The organism is Nocardioides aquaticus, from assembly GCF_018459925.1.
Classification (GTDB): domain Bacteria; phylum Actinomycetota; class Actinomycetes; order Propionibacteriales; family Nocardioidaceae; genus Nocardioides; species Nocardioides aquaticus.
Genome location: NZ_CP075371.1, coordinates 1,810,067 through 1,823,724 on the forward strand (window position 1 = coordinate 1,810,067; position 13,658 = coordinate 1,823,724).

The window sequence follows — 13,658 nt, forward strand, 5'->3', positions numbered from 1 at the left end:
CGCACGAGGGGAGTACCCCACCTCGGCGCATCGTCAGTCCGGTCGGCCCTGTCCGACCCGGTGCGGCGGCCGACCCGGACGACCGGGTGGGCGGGGGAGACCTCCGACGGACCCGCTCGACGCGGGCACGCTGGAGGAGACCGTGATGGATGTTCCACTCTGGGCCTGGGCCGCCGTCCTGGCCGTCATCGTGGTGATGCTGGGCATCGACCTGTTCGCGCACCGCACCGCGCACGTCGTCGGCGTGAAGGAGGCCGCCACGTGGTCCGCGGTCTGGGTCAGCCTCGGGCTCGCCTTCGGTGGCGTGGTCTGGTGGGCCTACGGCGCGCAGGCCGGCGGCGAGTACTACGCGGGCTACCTGATCGAGAAGTCGTTGGCGGTCGACAACGTCTTCGTGTTCGCGCTGATCTTCACCTACTTCGCCGTGCCGCGGGAGTACCAGCACCGGGTGCTCTTCTACGGAGTCCTGGGAGCGCTGGTGTTCCGGGCGATCTTCATCGCCGGCGGTGCGGTGCTGATCGAGAACTTCGCCTGGATCCTGTACGTGTTCGGCGCCTTCCTCGTCTACACGGGCTGGAAGATGTTCACCCACCGCAACGAGGAGATGGACCTGGCCGAGAACCCGGTGCTGCGGTGGGCCAGGAGGCGGATCCCCTCCACCGACGAGTACCACGGTCAGAAGTTCTGGGTGAAGAGGGCCGGCACGTGGGTCGCCACGCCCCTGTTCTTCGTCCTGGTCATGGTCGAGACCACCGACATCATCTTCGCCGTCGACTCCATCCCGGCGATCTTCGCCGTCACCCAGGAGCCGTTCCTGGTCTTCACCAGCAACGCCTTCGCGATCCTCGGGCTCCGGGCCATGTACTTCCTGCTGGCCGACCTCATCGACCGCTTCGTCTACCTGAAGGCCGGCCTCTCCGCGATCCTGGTCTTCGTCGGCGTGAAGATGCTGCTCCTCGACGTCTACAAGGTGCCGATCTGGCTCTCGCTCAGCGTGATCACCGCCTGCCTCACCGTCGCGGTCGTGGCCAGCCTGCGGGCGACGCGCGACCAGGCGGCGCCGCCGGTCGTCGATCCCGGCACGTCCTCCGACGACGACACCACGAGGACGGCGCGATGACCCGCCCCGCTGCCCGGCCCCCGACCGCGCTCCGGGCTCGCGACGTGGCCGAGCTGACCGTGGCGTCGGGCTATCCCTGCCTCTCGGTGCTGATGCCCACGCAACCCGGGCCCCGGATGACTCCCGCGGACGTCCACCAGCTCCGGTCCCTGGCTGCCCAGGTGGAGCAGGAGCTGACCGAGCAGGGCGTGACCACCAGGGCGCCGTTGCTGCGCACCCTCGCCGAGCAGGTCTCCCGGGTCGCCGTGGGACCGACCGACCACGGCCTCGCGACCTACGTCAGCCAGTCGGTCGCTCGGAGCTTCCGGCTGCCGCAGTCCGTGCCGGCTCGCACCCTGGTGGAGCGGACCTTCGCCACCCGCCCGCTGATCTCGGCCCTGCACCGGATGCCCCCGCACGTCGTGCTCGTGCTCCACCCCACCTGTGCCCACCTCTACGCCGGTGTCGACGGAGGTCTGCGACCGGTCGGACAGCTCGATCCGTTCGGGGGCAAGGGCCCGCTACGCCTGCCGCCCGCCGGGTCCCCGGGCGCTGCCGACGTGCGCGAGGAGGTGGCGGAGTCCTACCTGCGAGGGGTCGACCGGCTCCTCCGGGACTACCGCTCGGCACATCCGAGCCCGCTGGTCCTGGCGGGCCCGCCGCACCTCCTCGACCGCTTCTGCCTGCTCAGCCGCAACCTCGAGCGGCTCGCGGGCCGGGTGGACGCCGACGAGCACGACACCGCACTGGATCTCGCGCTGGCCGGCTCCGCGGTGATCCAGGACTACCTGCGCACCCGCCGCGCGGATGCCCTGGACCGGTTGCGCGAGGCGATGACGGGCCGGCCCGAGGACGTCGTGACCGGCATCGACGCGTGCTGGCAGACCCTGCCCGTGCGCAGGCCCGAGATGCTCCTGGTCGAGGAGGGCTTCATCAGCCCGGGCAGCGCGCGTCCCCCGTCCGCGGGCGCGAGCGGACCCCAGGGCCGGCGGGCGGACCCGTACGCCGACCACCACGTGCACGACCTGGTCGACGACCTGATGGAGCAGGTGATCCTGCACGGTGGTCAGCTGGCCCTCCTGCAGGACGGCGACCTCGACGAGCACGGACGCGTCGCGCTGGTCAGCCGACGTCGGCGCTGACCGGCCGGCCGGCTCCCCTCCGCACCAGGTCCAGGAACGCCCCCAGGGTGACGGCCGACTCCAGGTCGTGGCGGAAGCGCGCGTCCTGGGCCACCGCGTACCGGTTCCGGCGACCGACCTTCTCCTTGCGCAGGTACCCCTCGTCGACCAGCTCGCGCACGATCTGCTGCACGGCCCGCTCGGTGATGCCGACCGCGTCGGCGACGTCGCGCATCCGTGCGTCCGGGTCCCGCGCCAACGAGACCAGGACGTGGCCGTGGTTCGACAGGAACGTCCACTCGCGGCTCACGAGAAGCACGATACGTGAGTTCGAGTTCGCTGGACGGGAGCTCCGCAGACGACGGCGTCGGTCACCGCGCGACGGGAGCCAGGGAGTCGGCGAGGAAGGTGGTCACCCGCTCCTCCCACGCGGCGGGCGCTTCCTGGAGCCCTCCGGTGTGCCCCGCGCCGGGGACGGTCCACGTCCGGACCAGGTCGTCGCCCGGGCCGGAGAGGTAGTCGGCGGCGTGCCGCTCGTCCGGCACCTCCCCGGCCGTGATGAGCAGGAAGCCGGTGGGATCGGGTCGCGCGGTGGCGGTCGCGACGGATCGTCGCAGCGAGGTCGGCTCGGGAGCACCCGACAGCCCCCCGGCGAGCCAGTAGGTGACCCGGTCGACGCGCTGCTGCACCTCACCACGAGCCCCGTACACGTCGAGGTAGCCCTTGTCGGCCGCGACCCGGTGCGTGGCGCCCTCGGCCACCACCGCGGCCACCCGCGCGTCGACCCCGGCGGCCCCGATGGCCTCCTCCCCGCCCATGGACAGGCCGACGAGCCCGATGCGCCCGGCCGACACGCCGGGCTGCCGGCTCAGGAAGTCCACCGCACCGGACGCGTCCGACTCCCCGTACCAGCCGAAGTCCATGGCACGGCCCGCGCTCTCGCCGTGGCCGCGCGCGTCGAAGAGCAGGACCCCGAGGCCGTGCTCGGCGAGCACCGCCGCATGCTCCAGCACCTCGGACCGGGTCGACCCGGCCCCGTGCATGAGGACGACGGCGGCACCGTTGCGGGTCGGGACGTACCACCCGGCCAGGTCCGTGCCGTCGCTGCTGGGGAAGGTCACGTCCCGGTAGCCGAGCCCGAGGTCGGCGGGGGTCCGCTCGCCCAGCGCCGGTCGGGGTGCGTACGACGCGGCCACCGCCTGGCCGAGCGTCCAGAGCACCAGGGCGGCCGTGACCAGCACCAGGGCCACGACCGGCGCCCACCACCGTCGCCGGGTTGCGGACAGGACGCGGATCGTCGCCCACGCCGAGGCGCCGAGCCCGGCACCCATCAGCACCGCACCCGCGACGGCCGGGGGGCCGAGACCCTCCACGGCGTAGTGACGCGGCCCGAGTCCCACCCCGACGGCGAGCGCCACGAGCCCGGCGGGAAGCACGACCAGCCACACCAGCGGTGAGGCGGCGTCCCTCACGGGTCCTCCCTGCTGACCGACCGGACCGGTACGGCGATGAGGGCGGCGCCCAGGAGGACCAGGAGGACGGCCAGGACGAACAGCACCGTGACCGCGGTCCGCAGCACCGGGATCTCGGCGCCTGCCGAGACGTCCGCAGCGACCCCGTCGGAGCCGTCGGCGGCCATGACCACCGCGGTCCAGTCGCCCTCCTCGAGGCTCCAGGTCAGCTCCGGCTCGGTGCCGGAGGCCTCGGCCGCCCAGAAGCTCTGCTCGGTCGGCGGCGTGGCGGGGGCCCCGCCGGGCGTCGCGCGGTAGACGGGGTCTCCGCCGCGGACCTCGAGGAGCGTGTCGTGCCTGACGCCCGCGAGATAGGACCGCACCTCGGCCGCCGGCGCGATGCCGACGAAGGCCTCGGTGCCCTCGACGGCCTCGACGCTCAGCCGCAGGTCACCGACCACCGCGTCGGGCAGCATCTCGAGGGTCCCGTCGGTGTGCAGGTGGGCGTCCTCGGAGGTGATCGCGAAACCGTCGGTGGCGAGCCGGTGCCGGGGGCCCATCACGAACCCGTCGGCGTCCCGGGCCACCTGGTCCACGGCGACGAGGCCCACGCCGCCGCTGGCGAGCCCGGCGGCACCGACCACCAGCAGGGACCCGAGCACCACCGAGACCACCCGCCTGCCCGTCCATCCGGTGCCGGCGTCCCCCACGGGCCCGGGGTGACCGTCCGAGGGAGCCGAGGTGGTCACGACCGCACGCCCCCGTCGCCGACGGGTCGGGCGGTGCGTGGGCCAGCGGGGTCAGGGGAGCGGCGTTCCGCCGGGGCCGGGACCGCGCGCAGCCACAGGACCAGCGGCACGAGGGTCGCCGAGGCGAGGACGACGAACAGCGAGACGCCGGCCAGGGTCGCCACGTCGGAGGTGGGGTCCGCGCGGTGGCCGAACCACTGGTCGACGGCGACGCCGACCGCCTCGATCACCCAGAAGACCAGCCCGGCGCCGGCGAGGTGGACCCCGGACGGCCGGCGCTGCCACAGCAGCACGGCCACGACCGCGAGGGCCGGCAGCCAGACCGCCAGGTCCTGGACGTGGATCGGGTTGGTGGTCAGGCCGGTCCCCTCCAGGAAGCCGGGCGGGTCCTCGCCCAGGTCGGGCAGGACGACCCTCAGCCAGGCCGCCGCGTTGAGCGCGACGACGGTCAGAATGAAGGCGGCGATCCCGCGCGCGGGCAGCGCGGTGCCCGGCGCCAGGGGTGGCCTGGGGTCGAGCAGGGCGCTGACCAAGGACCACAGCGACGACCCGAGCAGGGCGACGTAGACCAGGAAGAGCTGGTTGAACGGGGTGGCGTAGACCAGCAGGGTGGCGTTGTAGGTGAGGTAGCCGAGCGCACCGAGGAGAGCGGCTCCTCCCCGGACAGAGCCCCTGGAGGCGCCGACCAGGCCGGCCACGAGCACCGGGAGCGCGAGCACGAGCATCGTCAGCGCCGTGCCCCGCGCGGAGCCGTCCAGGACCGGCGTCCCGTTCAGGATCCCGTCCACGAGGAACGTGGGCACGGCGGCGAGCACCACGAGCGCGGCGACGGCTGTGACGAGGCGCCGGGTCCGACGGCTCACGCCACCGGGGCCCGGCCGGACGTGGTCAACCGGGGTCATCGGCGTCACCCGTTCGTCCTGCTCGCCGCGCGCGGACGAGGTGGTCCTGGGTCGCGCGGTCGTGCGCGGGGGCCGCGGCGGCCGGCCGCGCCGGCGTCCACGCCACGACGAGGGCGCCGGTCACGAGGTAGACCACCTGCAGGACGTGGAACCCCCGGATCGACGCGATCTCCCCGACGATCCAGAACAGCATGACGGTCCCGGCGACGATGCTGGCGAGCTGCCAGCCGTCGGTGCGCTTGACCAGGGCGGCCGCGGCGACCAGCGAGCTCCCTCCGACGACGGCCATCAGGATCACGCCCGGGAAGTAGCTGCTGGCGAAGTCGGTGTCCCGGACCCAGGACGCCTGTTCGGGGATCCAGCCGGTCATCAGGGCGAGTCCTCCGCCCACCGCGGTGACGCCGTTGAACAGCAGCAGCCCGAGCAGGATCGTCCTCGTACGGGTCATGGCGTCTCAGCCTCCGTCGTGGATGGGGGCGGGGGAGCTGTCCTGGCCGGCGTCACCCTCGTGGCGACCACGCTAGGCAGCGCCCGAGACCCCACGGAGTGCTGAAGGTCCCCGTGGCTGACCTCCAAGGTCCTCGGGTCGACGTCCCGGTGACCTCCGGCCCTGCGCCGGCTCCGCCACGGACGACATGGTGGGCACCGACGGCTCGGGACGGGTCGTGGTGCGTCGTCGGCGAGGGGAGACGCTCGGAGTGCGGGATCGCCTAGGGTGCGGTCGGTTCCGGAGGGGCGTCGGACGCCGGGCCGTTCGTTCCTCGACGGAGGGCGGAGGCCTCTGAGGACGGCGTCAGGGAAGTCTTACGTTCCCCCCATGACCAGCGTGCCCGTCGGCGAGGCGGCGGACCTCCCACCGGCGAGGCGCGGGACGGGACCGGTGCTCCGGTCGCTCGTCCTGGTCGCCGTGCTGTCCCTGGGCGCCTCGTGCGCCAACCCGGACCTGGGGACGGCGGCCGGCGAGCTCGACGCCGAGCTCGCCGACCTGCCCGGCGTCACCTCCGTCCGACTCGACTACGGCGAGCCGCTCCCTCTGGACTCGGGCAAGATCGCCCTGCGCGTCGAGATGAGCGGCACCGCGACCGCGGACGAGGTGGTCGCGGTGGCCGAGACCGCGTACGACGCCTTCAGCACCACCCACCGTGGCGAGGAGGCGAACCTCGCGGTCCGGACGGGGCGGACGACGGTGTCGCTCCGCTCCTTCGAGCCCGAGGCCTCGACGACCGCGGTCGGTGACGCCGTCCGTACGGGGCTCGCGGCCGCGTCCGGCCCGGAGTCGGTCGCCGTCGACCTGACGACCGACGGCGTCGCGGGAGGTGATCACGTCGCCGGGACCTACCTCGTCTCGCTCCCCGGGGGGTCGACGTACGCCGACGTGCCGGCCCTCCTCGCCTCGCTCGCCGCGCGCCATCCCGACGACTCCCTCGTCGGCTGGGGTGGCGTGGCGTCCGACGGTGCCTCGCTGAGCTACGACAGCGGCTTCCCTCCGGCGCTCCTCGTCGACCGCTGGGAGCGGCTCCAGGAGGCGGGGCTCCCGCTCGCCGTCCGCGCCTACTCGGACGGGCCGCTCATCGCCGAGGGGCGGCTGACCGACCGGCCCGACGTCGACGACCCCGCCGACCGCCGCGTCCTCGACGAGATCACCCACCCCCAGCTGCTCGCCCTCGGCGACGGCGCCTGGGTGTACACCGTCCGCGGGTCGGGTGGCGCCTCCCTGGCCGAGATCGACCGTCTGACCTGCGTCGCGACCGCCGAGGGCCCGTACGACGAGGTGCTCGAGGCCTGGTTCACCGCCACCTCCGGACCCTGCGTCGAGCAGTGACCCCGCCGGTGGTGCCCGGTGTCCGGACGGGTCGGTGCGAGCGCAGGTCAGCGACGTGGCAGGGCCGGGTCGTCGTAGCGCTCGGCCAGGAGCGGTGACTCGCTGACCGCCGACCGCTCGTGGAAGGAGGCGGTGACCCGGCGGAGCGCGTCGCGCACGTGCAGCTCGATCCGGCCGGCGTCGTCGAGCACCTCGACGCGCCGCGAGCGTCACCTCGACGCGCCGCGAGCGTCACCTCGACGCGCCGCGAGCGTCGGCGAATTCATGGGGTGGTCGCAACACCTGGCTTGTGGTCGGTCAGCAGGTTAGCGAAGACCTCTGCCGGTGTGAGGAACTTGAGTCGCTTACGAGGGCGGTTGTTGAGCTCCTTGGCCACCAGGGCCAGGTCATCGTGGGTGTGGACCGAGAGATCGGTGCCTTTGGGCAGGTACTCACGGATCAGGCCGTTGGTGTTCTCGTTGCTCGGGCGCTGCTGAGGGCTGTAGGGATCAGCGAAGTAGACATCGATCCCGCTCGCTGCAGCGAAGTCGGCATGGCGGGCCATCTCGACACCACGGTCCCAGGTCAGGGTCTTGGCGAACCAGGCCGGCAGCTTGCCCATCTCCTGGGCCAGCGCGGCCGCGACCTTGTCCGCAGCCCACCCCTCGGGCAGGTGGACCAGAGTCAGGTACCCCGAGTGCCGCTCGACCACGGTGGCCACCGCAGAGTTCGAAGCCGTCGAGCCCTTGATCAGGTCGCCCTCGTGGTGCCCGGGCACCAACCTGCCCTTGACCTCCTCGGGCCGCTGATGGATCGAGACCGCCCCGACGATCCGCTCGTGCTTGTTGATGCGCTGCCCACGCGCACGGCGATGGGTCCTGCCGCTGCGTAGGTGCGACTTCAGCTCCCGGGTCAGCTCCCCGCGGGGATAGACGTACAAGGACTGGTAGATCGTCTCGGGGCTGATCCGCATGGACTCATCGTGGGGGAAACGCACCTGCAACCGCCCACTGATCTGCTCAGGTGAGAGCCGATGTTTGAGCATGTACCGCACCCAGGCAGCCAGCCGCGGGTCCGAGGCGATCTTGGAGGCCTTCGGTCGCCGCTGACGCTCCCAGGCCCGGGTATGGGCCGGGTGGGGCAGGTAGTGACCGGTCTTGTCATGGACGTTGCGGCGCAGCTCACGGCTGATCGTCGAGGGCGAGCGCCCCAGCCGCCGGCCAATCGCGCGCACCGAGATCCCGCCATCGTGGAGCCGGGCGATCTCACACCGCTCGTCCTGGCTGAGGTAACGCGGGCCGTACTCGGCTGCTGCTGGTCTGGGCACACCACCGAGCCTGGCCAGCATCCGCTGCACGGTCCGCACCGACACACCCGAACACTGTGCGATCACCTTCTGCTGCACACCACGACGCAACAAACAATGGATCAGATCAACCTGCTCGACAGCCATCGGCGGAGTAGGCACGTTCTTCCCCTAGTCATCAGGGGTGTTGCGACATTCCTCTGAACCCGCCGTCACCTCGGCTGTCCGCGAGCGTCACCTCGGCGGGGCGGGGGAGTCGCCGAGGACTCTCGGCTCCTTCCCGTGCGACACGCGGCGCGTCCGGGGTCCCCCTGCCCCGGCGTGGTCTACCTTCCTCTAAGTCGAGTGATCCGACTAAGATTGTCGGATCCGTCCACTTAACCGCATCGGAGCACCGGATGAACCTGTCGCCCTCCACCTCGCGTCGGCGTCCCCGCCACGTCGCCACCCTCGCTACCACGGTGGTCCTCGTGCTCGGTCTGGCAGCCTGCGGTGGCGACTCCGACGCCTCCTCGTCGGGCTCCGAGGACGGGGGCGAGGTCCGTCTCGGGTACTTCCCGAACCTCACCCACGGCACCCCGCTGGTCGGGCTGTCCGAGGGCTTCTACGAGGACGCCCTCGCCGAGGACGGTGCGACGCTGGTGGCCCAGGACTTCAACTCCGGCACGGACACCATCGAGGCGCTGCTCGGCGGTGGCCTCGACGCGACCTACATCGGCCCCTCGCCGACGGTCACCGCCTTCGCCCAGTCCGGTGGCGAGGGGGTGCGGGTGATCGCCGGGGCGACCTCGGGCGGCGCGGCCCTGGTGGTCCAGTCCGAGATCGAGACCATCGAGGACCTGCGCGGCGAGATCGTGGCGACGCCGTCGGTCGGCAACACCCAGGACATCGCGGCCCGCGCCTACTTCCAGGAGGAGGGCTTCGAGACCGACACCGACGGCGGCGGTGACATCTCGATCCTGGGCCAGGACAACAGCGTGACCGTGCAGGCGTTCCAGCAGGGTGACATCGCCGGGGCCTGGGTCCCCGAGCCGTACGTCGCGATCCTCACCGACGCCGGTGGCAAGGTGCTCCTCGACGAGGCCGAGCTGTGGCCCGAGGGCCAGTTCGTCACCACCCAGCTGATCGTGCGCACCGAGTTCCTCGAGGAGGAGCCCGACCTCGTGGCCGACCTGCTGAACGCGCACGTGGAGTCGACGAGCTTCATCAACGACAACCCCGACGAGGCCAAGACCATCATCGGGGAGCAGCTCCTCGAGCTCACCCAGTCCGAGCTGCCCGCCGAGACGTTGACCTCGGCGTTCGACTCGCTCACCTTCACCAACGACCCGCTGGCCAGCACGCTCGTCGAGAGTGCGGCCGACGCCGAGTCGGTCGAGGTGATCGAGCCCATCGAGGCCGACCTCGCCGACCTGTACGACCTCGACCCGCTCAACGAGATCCTGGCCGAGGCCGGCGAGGAGGAGGTGACGGGGCCGTGACCAGCACCAGGTTCCTCCGCCCGTTGACGCGGTCGTCGACCCCCCGCGAACCGGTGCGGTCCGGCGGGCCGGCCGTCACCATCACCGGCGTGTCCAAGGAGTTCGGGGCCGGTGACCAGCACACGGTCGCGCTCCACGACGTCGACATGACGGTGCACGAGGGGGAGTTCCTCTGCCTCGTGGGCGCCAGCGGGTGCGGCAAGAGCACCCTGCTGAACCTGGTCGCGGGCCTCGACGTGCCGAGCGCCGGGAGCGTGGACGTCGGCGGCCGCAAGGTCGCCTTCATGTTCCAGGAGTCCGCGCTCTTCCCGTGGCTCACGCTGCACCAGAACGTCGACCTCGCCCTCAAGCTCCAGGGCATGCCGCGCGCGGAGCGCGGACCCCGGGTCGACGAGCTGCTGGCGATGGTGCGGCTGGGGGGACGCGGCAACCGTCGCCCGCACGAGCTGTCCGGGGGCATGCGCCAGCGCGGCGCCCTGGCCCGGGTGCTCGCCCAGGACGCCGACGTCGTCCTGATGGACGAGCCCTTCGCCGCCCTCGACGCGATGACGCGCGACAACATGCACGACGAGCTCGAGCGGATCTGGACCGAGGTGGGGCTCACCGTCGTGTTCGTGACCCACAACGTCCGGGAGGCCGTCCGCCTCGGCGACCGCACCATCCTGATGGAGTCCGGCCCCGGGCGGGTCAAGCGGGAGTACAACATCAACCTGCCGCGCCCGCGGCACCACGAGGACGTCGCCGTCGCCGAGATGTCCGGCCGGTTGACCGAAGAGCTGAAGGCAGAGGTGGCCCGTCATGTCCGCTGACGTGCTGGAGCGTGCGGAGCCGAGCACGCCGCCCACCTTCGAGGCCCCCAGGCCGCGGGGCCTCGGCGCGAAGACCTGGGCGGCCACGTGGCCCAAGCTGCTCGCGGTCGGCATCGCCGTCGGCGTCTGGCAGGTCGTCGCGCTGTCGGGCTGGAAGCCCGACTACCTGCTGCCCGGGCCCGGGCAGACCTTTTCCCGGCTGTGGGAGGCCGCCGTCGACCCGGACGGCCGGTTGTGGAGCTCGCTGGGCACGACCTTGCGGCGCGGCCTCTTCGGGTTCTTCATCGCGCTGCTGCTCGGCAGCCTGCTCGGGATCGCGGTGTCCAGGTGGCGGGTGCTGCGTGCCGGGATCGGGTCGCTGATCACCGGCCTGCAGACCATGCCGTCGGTGGCGTGGTTCCCGCTCGCGCTGCTGCTGTTCGGGCTGACCGAGAACGCGATCACCTTCGTGATCGTCCTGGGCGCGGCGCCGTCGATCGCCAACGGCATCATCAGCGGCATCGACGAGGTGCCGCCGAACCTCCTGCGGGCCGGCCACATGCTGGGCGCGCGCGGCGTCGACCGCTACCGCTACGTGGTCCTGCCGGCCGCGCTGCCGTCCTACGTCTCCGGGCTCAAGCAGGGCTGGGCGTTCTCCTGGCGGAGCCTGCTGGCCGGCGAGCTCCTGGTCAGCGTCCCCGGCGTCGTCGCGCTCGGCAGCGACATGAGCAACGCCCGGAACCTGGGCCAGGCCGACCTGGTGATCGCCCTGATGATCGTGATCCTGCTGATCGGCATGGTGGTCGACGTCGTCTTCTCCTCGCTCACCAACCGGATCCGCCGCCGCCGGGGCCTGACCGGGCTCGACAGCGTCCCGTCCTGACCGACCCGGATGGAGAGCGACGGGGCGGGCCGTGGGGGTGACGAGGTGGCGGGGCCGTACGGCCTCGTGTGCTTCGTGACCCTCACGGCCCTGGTGCTGGCCGAGCAGTCCGCGCAGCTGCCCGGCGCCGTGGTGGCGTGCGCGTCGGGGTGGTTCGTCGTGCGGCCGGGCACGCGCGTCGAGCGGTGACCCCGGCGGACCTCAGCCCCCGGCGGGGAACCAGAACACGCCACGCTCCTCGACCCACACCATCGCGACGTCCTCGAGGTGCACCCGCCACGTGCCGCCGTCCAGGACCTGGCGCAGCTCGCCGAGCAGACGGCCCCACTCGGCCAGGGCGGCCCCGGCGGTCTCCTCCGGGCGCTCCAGGTCGACCGGCACGCGCACCGACCCCTCGAGGGCGGTGCCCTCGCTGGGGTCGTCCCAGAACGAGAAGGGCTCGCCGCCCATCAGCGGGTCGGCGAAGCGGTCGAGGTCGTGCCGGGCCAGCACCGCGGCGACCCGCTGCTGCTCGTCGGGGGCCAGGCGCGTGTCACGCTCGAGGGAGTAGTACAGGCTGACGCTCATCGCGGCCTCCGGGGTTCGGGGACGGGTGCGTCCGTGGGCGGCAGCGTACGGGCCACGGGCAGCCGCACCTCGAACTCCGCTCCCGTCCCGTCGGGCGGGACGCGGTGGCGCACCGTGCCGCCGTTGGCCCGGGCGAGCTCGCGCACCAGGTACAGGCCGAACCCGGTGCCGGCCACCTGGGCCGCCACCCCCGTCTGGGCCCGGGAGAACCGGTCGAACATCTGGGGGAGGAACGCCGCAGGCACGCCCTCGCCGTGGTCCCGCAGCCGCACCACGACCTCGCCGGCGTCCTCCCGGACCCCGACCACGTAGGGCGCGCGACCGTAGCGTGCCGCGTTGACCAGCAGGTTGTCCATGATCCGTGCGGCGTGCACGGGGTCCACCCACGCCCGGGCCGGCGTCTCGCAGGTCAGCGTCAGGGTGAGCCGGGCGTGCTCGCGGGCCTCCTCGAGCACCGCGACGAGGTCCACGGCCTCCGGTCGGGTCGTCAGGCTGGAGGCCCCGATGCTGACCAGCGCCAGGACGTCGGCCAGCAGCCCCTGGGAGCGCGTCCCGGTCCGCGAGGCACGGCGGACGAGCGACCGACGCTCGTCCGTGTCCAGGTCGTCCCACTCCTGGTCGAGGATCTCGAGGTAGCCGTTCGTCGCCGTCACGGGCTGGGCCAGGTCGTGCCCGAGCATCCCGATCAGGTCGGTGAGCAACCGGTTCGTCGTGGCCAGGTCGTCGGCCAGGCGCTGGACCTCCGTCTCGTCCTGCATCACGCCGCGCAGCAGGACCACCGCGCCGTCGGGGCCCAGCACCCGGGACGTGCGGCTGTGCACGTGCCGCACCGAGCCGTCGGGCGTCAGCACGCGGTAGTCGGTCTCGTACTCCTCCCCGTGCTCGGCCCGCACCCGGAGGGCCCGGACCCGGTCCCGGTCCTCGGGGTGGACGGCGGCGACGTACTCGTCCATGGTCGGGCTCGGGTCGGCCGGGTCGAGGCCCAGCATCGCGAGGACCTCGGGCGACAGGCGCAGGGTGCCCGTCACCGGGTCGATGGTGTAGCCGCCGACGCCGGCCAGGGACTGCGCCGCGGCGAGGTCCTGGCGGGCCTCCACCTGCTCGGTGATGTCGGCGACCAGGACGAAGAACCCGGCGACGCCCTCGTCCGTCAGGTGCGGGATGTACTCGGCCTGCGTGTGCCTGGTCTCGCCGGCCGCGGTGACCAGGACGCGGTCGAAGCGCTGGTGCTGCCCGGCCAGCGCGCCGTCGATGTGGGGCTTGTTCGCGCAGTACAGGGCCGCTCCGAGCAGGTCCCTGATGTGCATGCCGTGCACCTGGGCGGGGGTGAGGCCGAACCACCGCAGGTAGGCCGCGTTGCAGACCACGTTGCGCAGGTCGCGGTCCCAGTAGGCGACGAGCGCCGGCAGGTGGTCGACGAGCAGGCGCCACCGCTCGACCTGCTGGGGCAGGGGCTCCGCGCCGCTGGTCACCGGCGGTGGTTGAAGGTCGGGGGGTGATCGACGAGGGG

Annotated in this window: 15 protein-coding genes; 6 read left to right on the top strand and 9 right to left on the bottom strand. The window is 72.6% G+C overall.

From position 1 onward, the window contains the following. Window positions 1-145 precede the first annotated feature (145 nt). Window positions 146-1,120: a TerC family protein gene (locus ENKNEFLB_RS08740; RefSeq protein WP_214058839.1), complete on the top strand. Its 975-nt coding sequence runs from the start codon at window positions 146-148 to the stop codon at window positions 1,118-1,120. Continuing rightward, the gene (locus ENKNEFLB_RS08745) at window positions 1,117-2,241 is read left to right on the top strand and encodes a baeRF3 domain-containing protein (RefSeq protein ID WP_214058840.1); all 1,125 of its coding nucleotides are present in this window, start codon (window positions 1,117-1,119) and stop codon (window positions 2,239-2,241) included. The genes ENKNEFLB_RS08740 and ENKNEFLB_RS08745 overlap by 4 nt, the downstream gene beginning before the upstream one ends. Here ENKNEFLB_RS08745 and ENKNEFLB_RS08750 read toward each other — a convergent pair. The 5 genes from ENKNEFLB_RS08750 to ENKNEFLB_RS08770 all read right to left on the bottom strand — a co-directional run bounded on the left by ENKNEFLB_RS08750 (window position 2,222) and on the right by ENKNEFLB_RS08770 (window position 5,770). Next, a complete protein-coding gene (locus ENKNEFLB_RS08750; RefSeq protein ID WP_214058841.1) occupies window positions 2,222-2,530 on the bottom strand; it encodes a helix-turn-helix transcriptional regulator in 309 nt (102 codons plus the stop codon). The two genes, ENKNEFLB_RS08745 and ENKNEFLB_RS08750, sit on opposite strands and share 20 nt — an antisense overlap. A gap of 61 nt (window positions 2,531-2,591) precedes the next feature. Then, window positions 2,592-3,692, bottom strand: a complete 1,101-nt coding sequence (locus ENKNEFLB_RS08755; RefSeq protein WP_214058842.1) for a serine aminopeptidase domain-containing protein — start codon at window positions 3,690-3,692, stop codon at window positions 2,592-2,594. Next, entirely contained in the window at window positions 3,689-4,420 is a 732-nt protein-coding gene (locus tag ENKNEFLB_RS08760; protein ID WP_214058843.1) for a hypothetical protein, read from the bottom strand. Before ENKNEFLB_RS08760 ends, ENKNEFLB_RS08755 begins: the two co-directional genes overlap by 4 nt. Then, entirely contained in the window at window positions 4,417-5,331 is a 915-nt protein-coding gene (locus tag ENKNEFLB_RS08765; RefSeq protein WP_214058844.1) for a hypothetical protein, read from the bottom strand. Before ENKNEFLB_RS08765 ends, ENKNEFLB_RS08760 begins: the two co-directional genes overlap by 4 nt. Further along, a complete protein-coding gene (locus tag ENKNEFLB_RS08770; protein WP_214058845.1) occupies window positions 5,309-5,770 on the bottom strand; it encodes a hypothetical protein in 462 nt (153 codons plus the stop codon). The genes ENKNEFLB_RS08765 and ENKNEFLB_RS08770 overlap by 23 nt, the downstream gene beginning before the upstream one ends. Before the next feature lie 369 nt (window positions 5,771-6,139). Between ENKNEFLB_RS08770 and ENKNEFLB_RS08775 the strand changes: the two genes are divergently transcribed. Further along, complete coding sequence (locus ENKNEFLB_RS08775; protein ID WP_214058846.1) at window positions 6,140-7,144, top strand: hypothetical protein; 1,005 nt, start codon at window positions 6,140-6,142, stop codon at window positions 7,142-7,144. A gap of 47 nt (window positions 7,145-7,191) precedes the next feature. Here the strand turns inward: ENKNEFLB_RS08775 and ENKNEFLB_RS08780 are convergent, their stop codons facing one another. Both ENKNEFLB_RS08780 and ENKNEFLB_RS08785 read right to left on the bottom strand, forming a co-directional pair. Beyond that, window positions 7,192-7,335 (bottom strand): hypothetical protein, encoded by a 144-nt coding sequence (locus ENKNEFLB_RS08780; RefSeq protein WP_214058847.1) that lies wholly within the window; start codon window positions 7,333-7,335, stop codon window positions 7,192-7,194. A 71-nt stretch (window positions 7,336-7,406) separates the two neighbouring features. Beyond that, window positions 7,407-8,576 (bottom strand): IS30 family transposase, encoded by a 1,170-nt coding sequence (locus ENKNEFLB_RS08785; RefSeq protein WP_420830527.1) that lies wholly within the window; start codon window positions 8,574-8,576, stop codon window positions 7,407-7,409. A gap of 251 nt (window positions 8,577-8,827) precedes the next feature. On the opposite strand from ENKNEFLB_RS08785, the gene ENKNEFLB_RS08790 reads away from it, so the two are divergent. Genes ENKNEFLB_RS08790 through ENKNEFLB_RS08800 form a run of 3 tightly spaced genes read left to right on the top strand, consistent with a single transcriptional unit; the run spans window position 8,828 to window position 11,581 of the window. Continuing rightward, complete coding sequence (locus ENKNEFLB_RS08790; protein ID WP_214058848.1) at window positions 8,828-9,910, top strand: ABC transporter substrate-binding protein; 1,083 nt, start codon at window positions 8,828-8,830, stop codon at window positions 9,908-9,910. Then, window positions 9,907-10,719 carry an ABC transporter ATP-binding protein gene (locus ENKNEFLB_RS08795; protein WP_246535918.1) on the top strand — a complete coding sequence of 271 codons (813 nt, stop codon included), beginning with the start codon at window positions 9,907-9,909 and terminating at the stop codon, window positions 10,717-10,719. The genes ENKNEFLB_RS08790 and ENKNEFLB_RS08795 overlap by 4 nt, the downstream gene beginning before the upstream one ends. Next, window positions 10,709-11,581, top strand: coding sequence for an ABC transporter permease (locus ENKNEFLB_RS08800; protein WP_214058849.1), 873 nt, complete (start codon window positions 10,709-10,711; stop codon window positions 11,579-11,581). The genes ENKNEFLB_RS08795 and ENKNEFLB_RS08800 overlap by 11 nt, the downstream gene beginning before the upstream one ends. 201 nt (window positions 11,582-11,782) lie before the next feature. On the opposite strand, the gene ENKNEFLB_RS08805 is transcribed toward ENKNEFLB_RS08800, so the two are convergent. Together ENKNEFLB_RS08805 and ENKNEFLB_RS08810 are read right to left on the bottom strand one after the other, a co-directional pair. Next, window positions 11,783-12,148 (bottom strand): hypothetical protein, encoded by a 366-nt coding sequence (locus ENKNEFLB_RS08805; RefSeq protein ID WP_214058850.1) that lies wholly within the window; start codon window positions 12,146-12,148, stop codon window positions 11,783-11,785. Then, a complete protein-coding gene (locus tag ENKNEFLB_RS08810; protein ID WP_214058851.1) occupies window positions 12,145-13,620 on the bottom strand; it encodes a PAS domain-containing sensor histidine kinase in 1,476 nt (491 codons plus the stop codon). The genes ENKNEFLB_RS08805 and ENKNEFLB_RS08810 overlap by 4 nt, the downstream gene beginning before the upstream one ends. Window positions 13,621-13,658 lie beyond the last annotated feature (38 nt).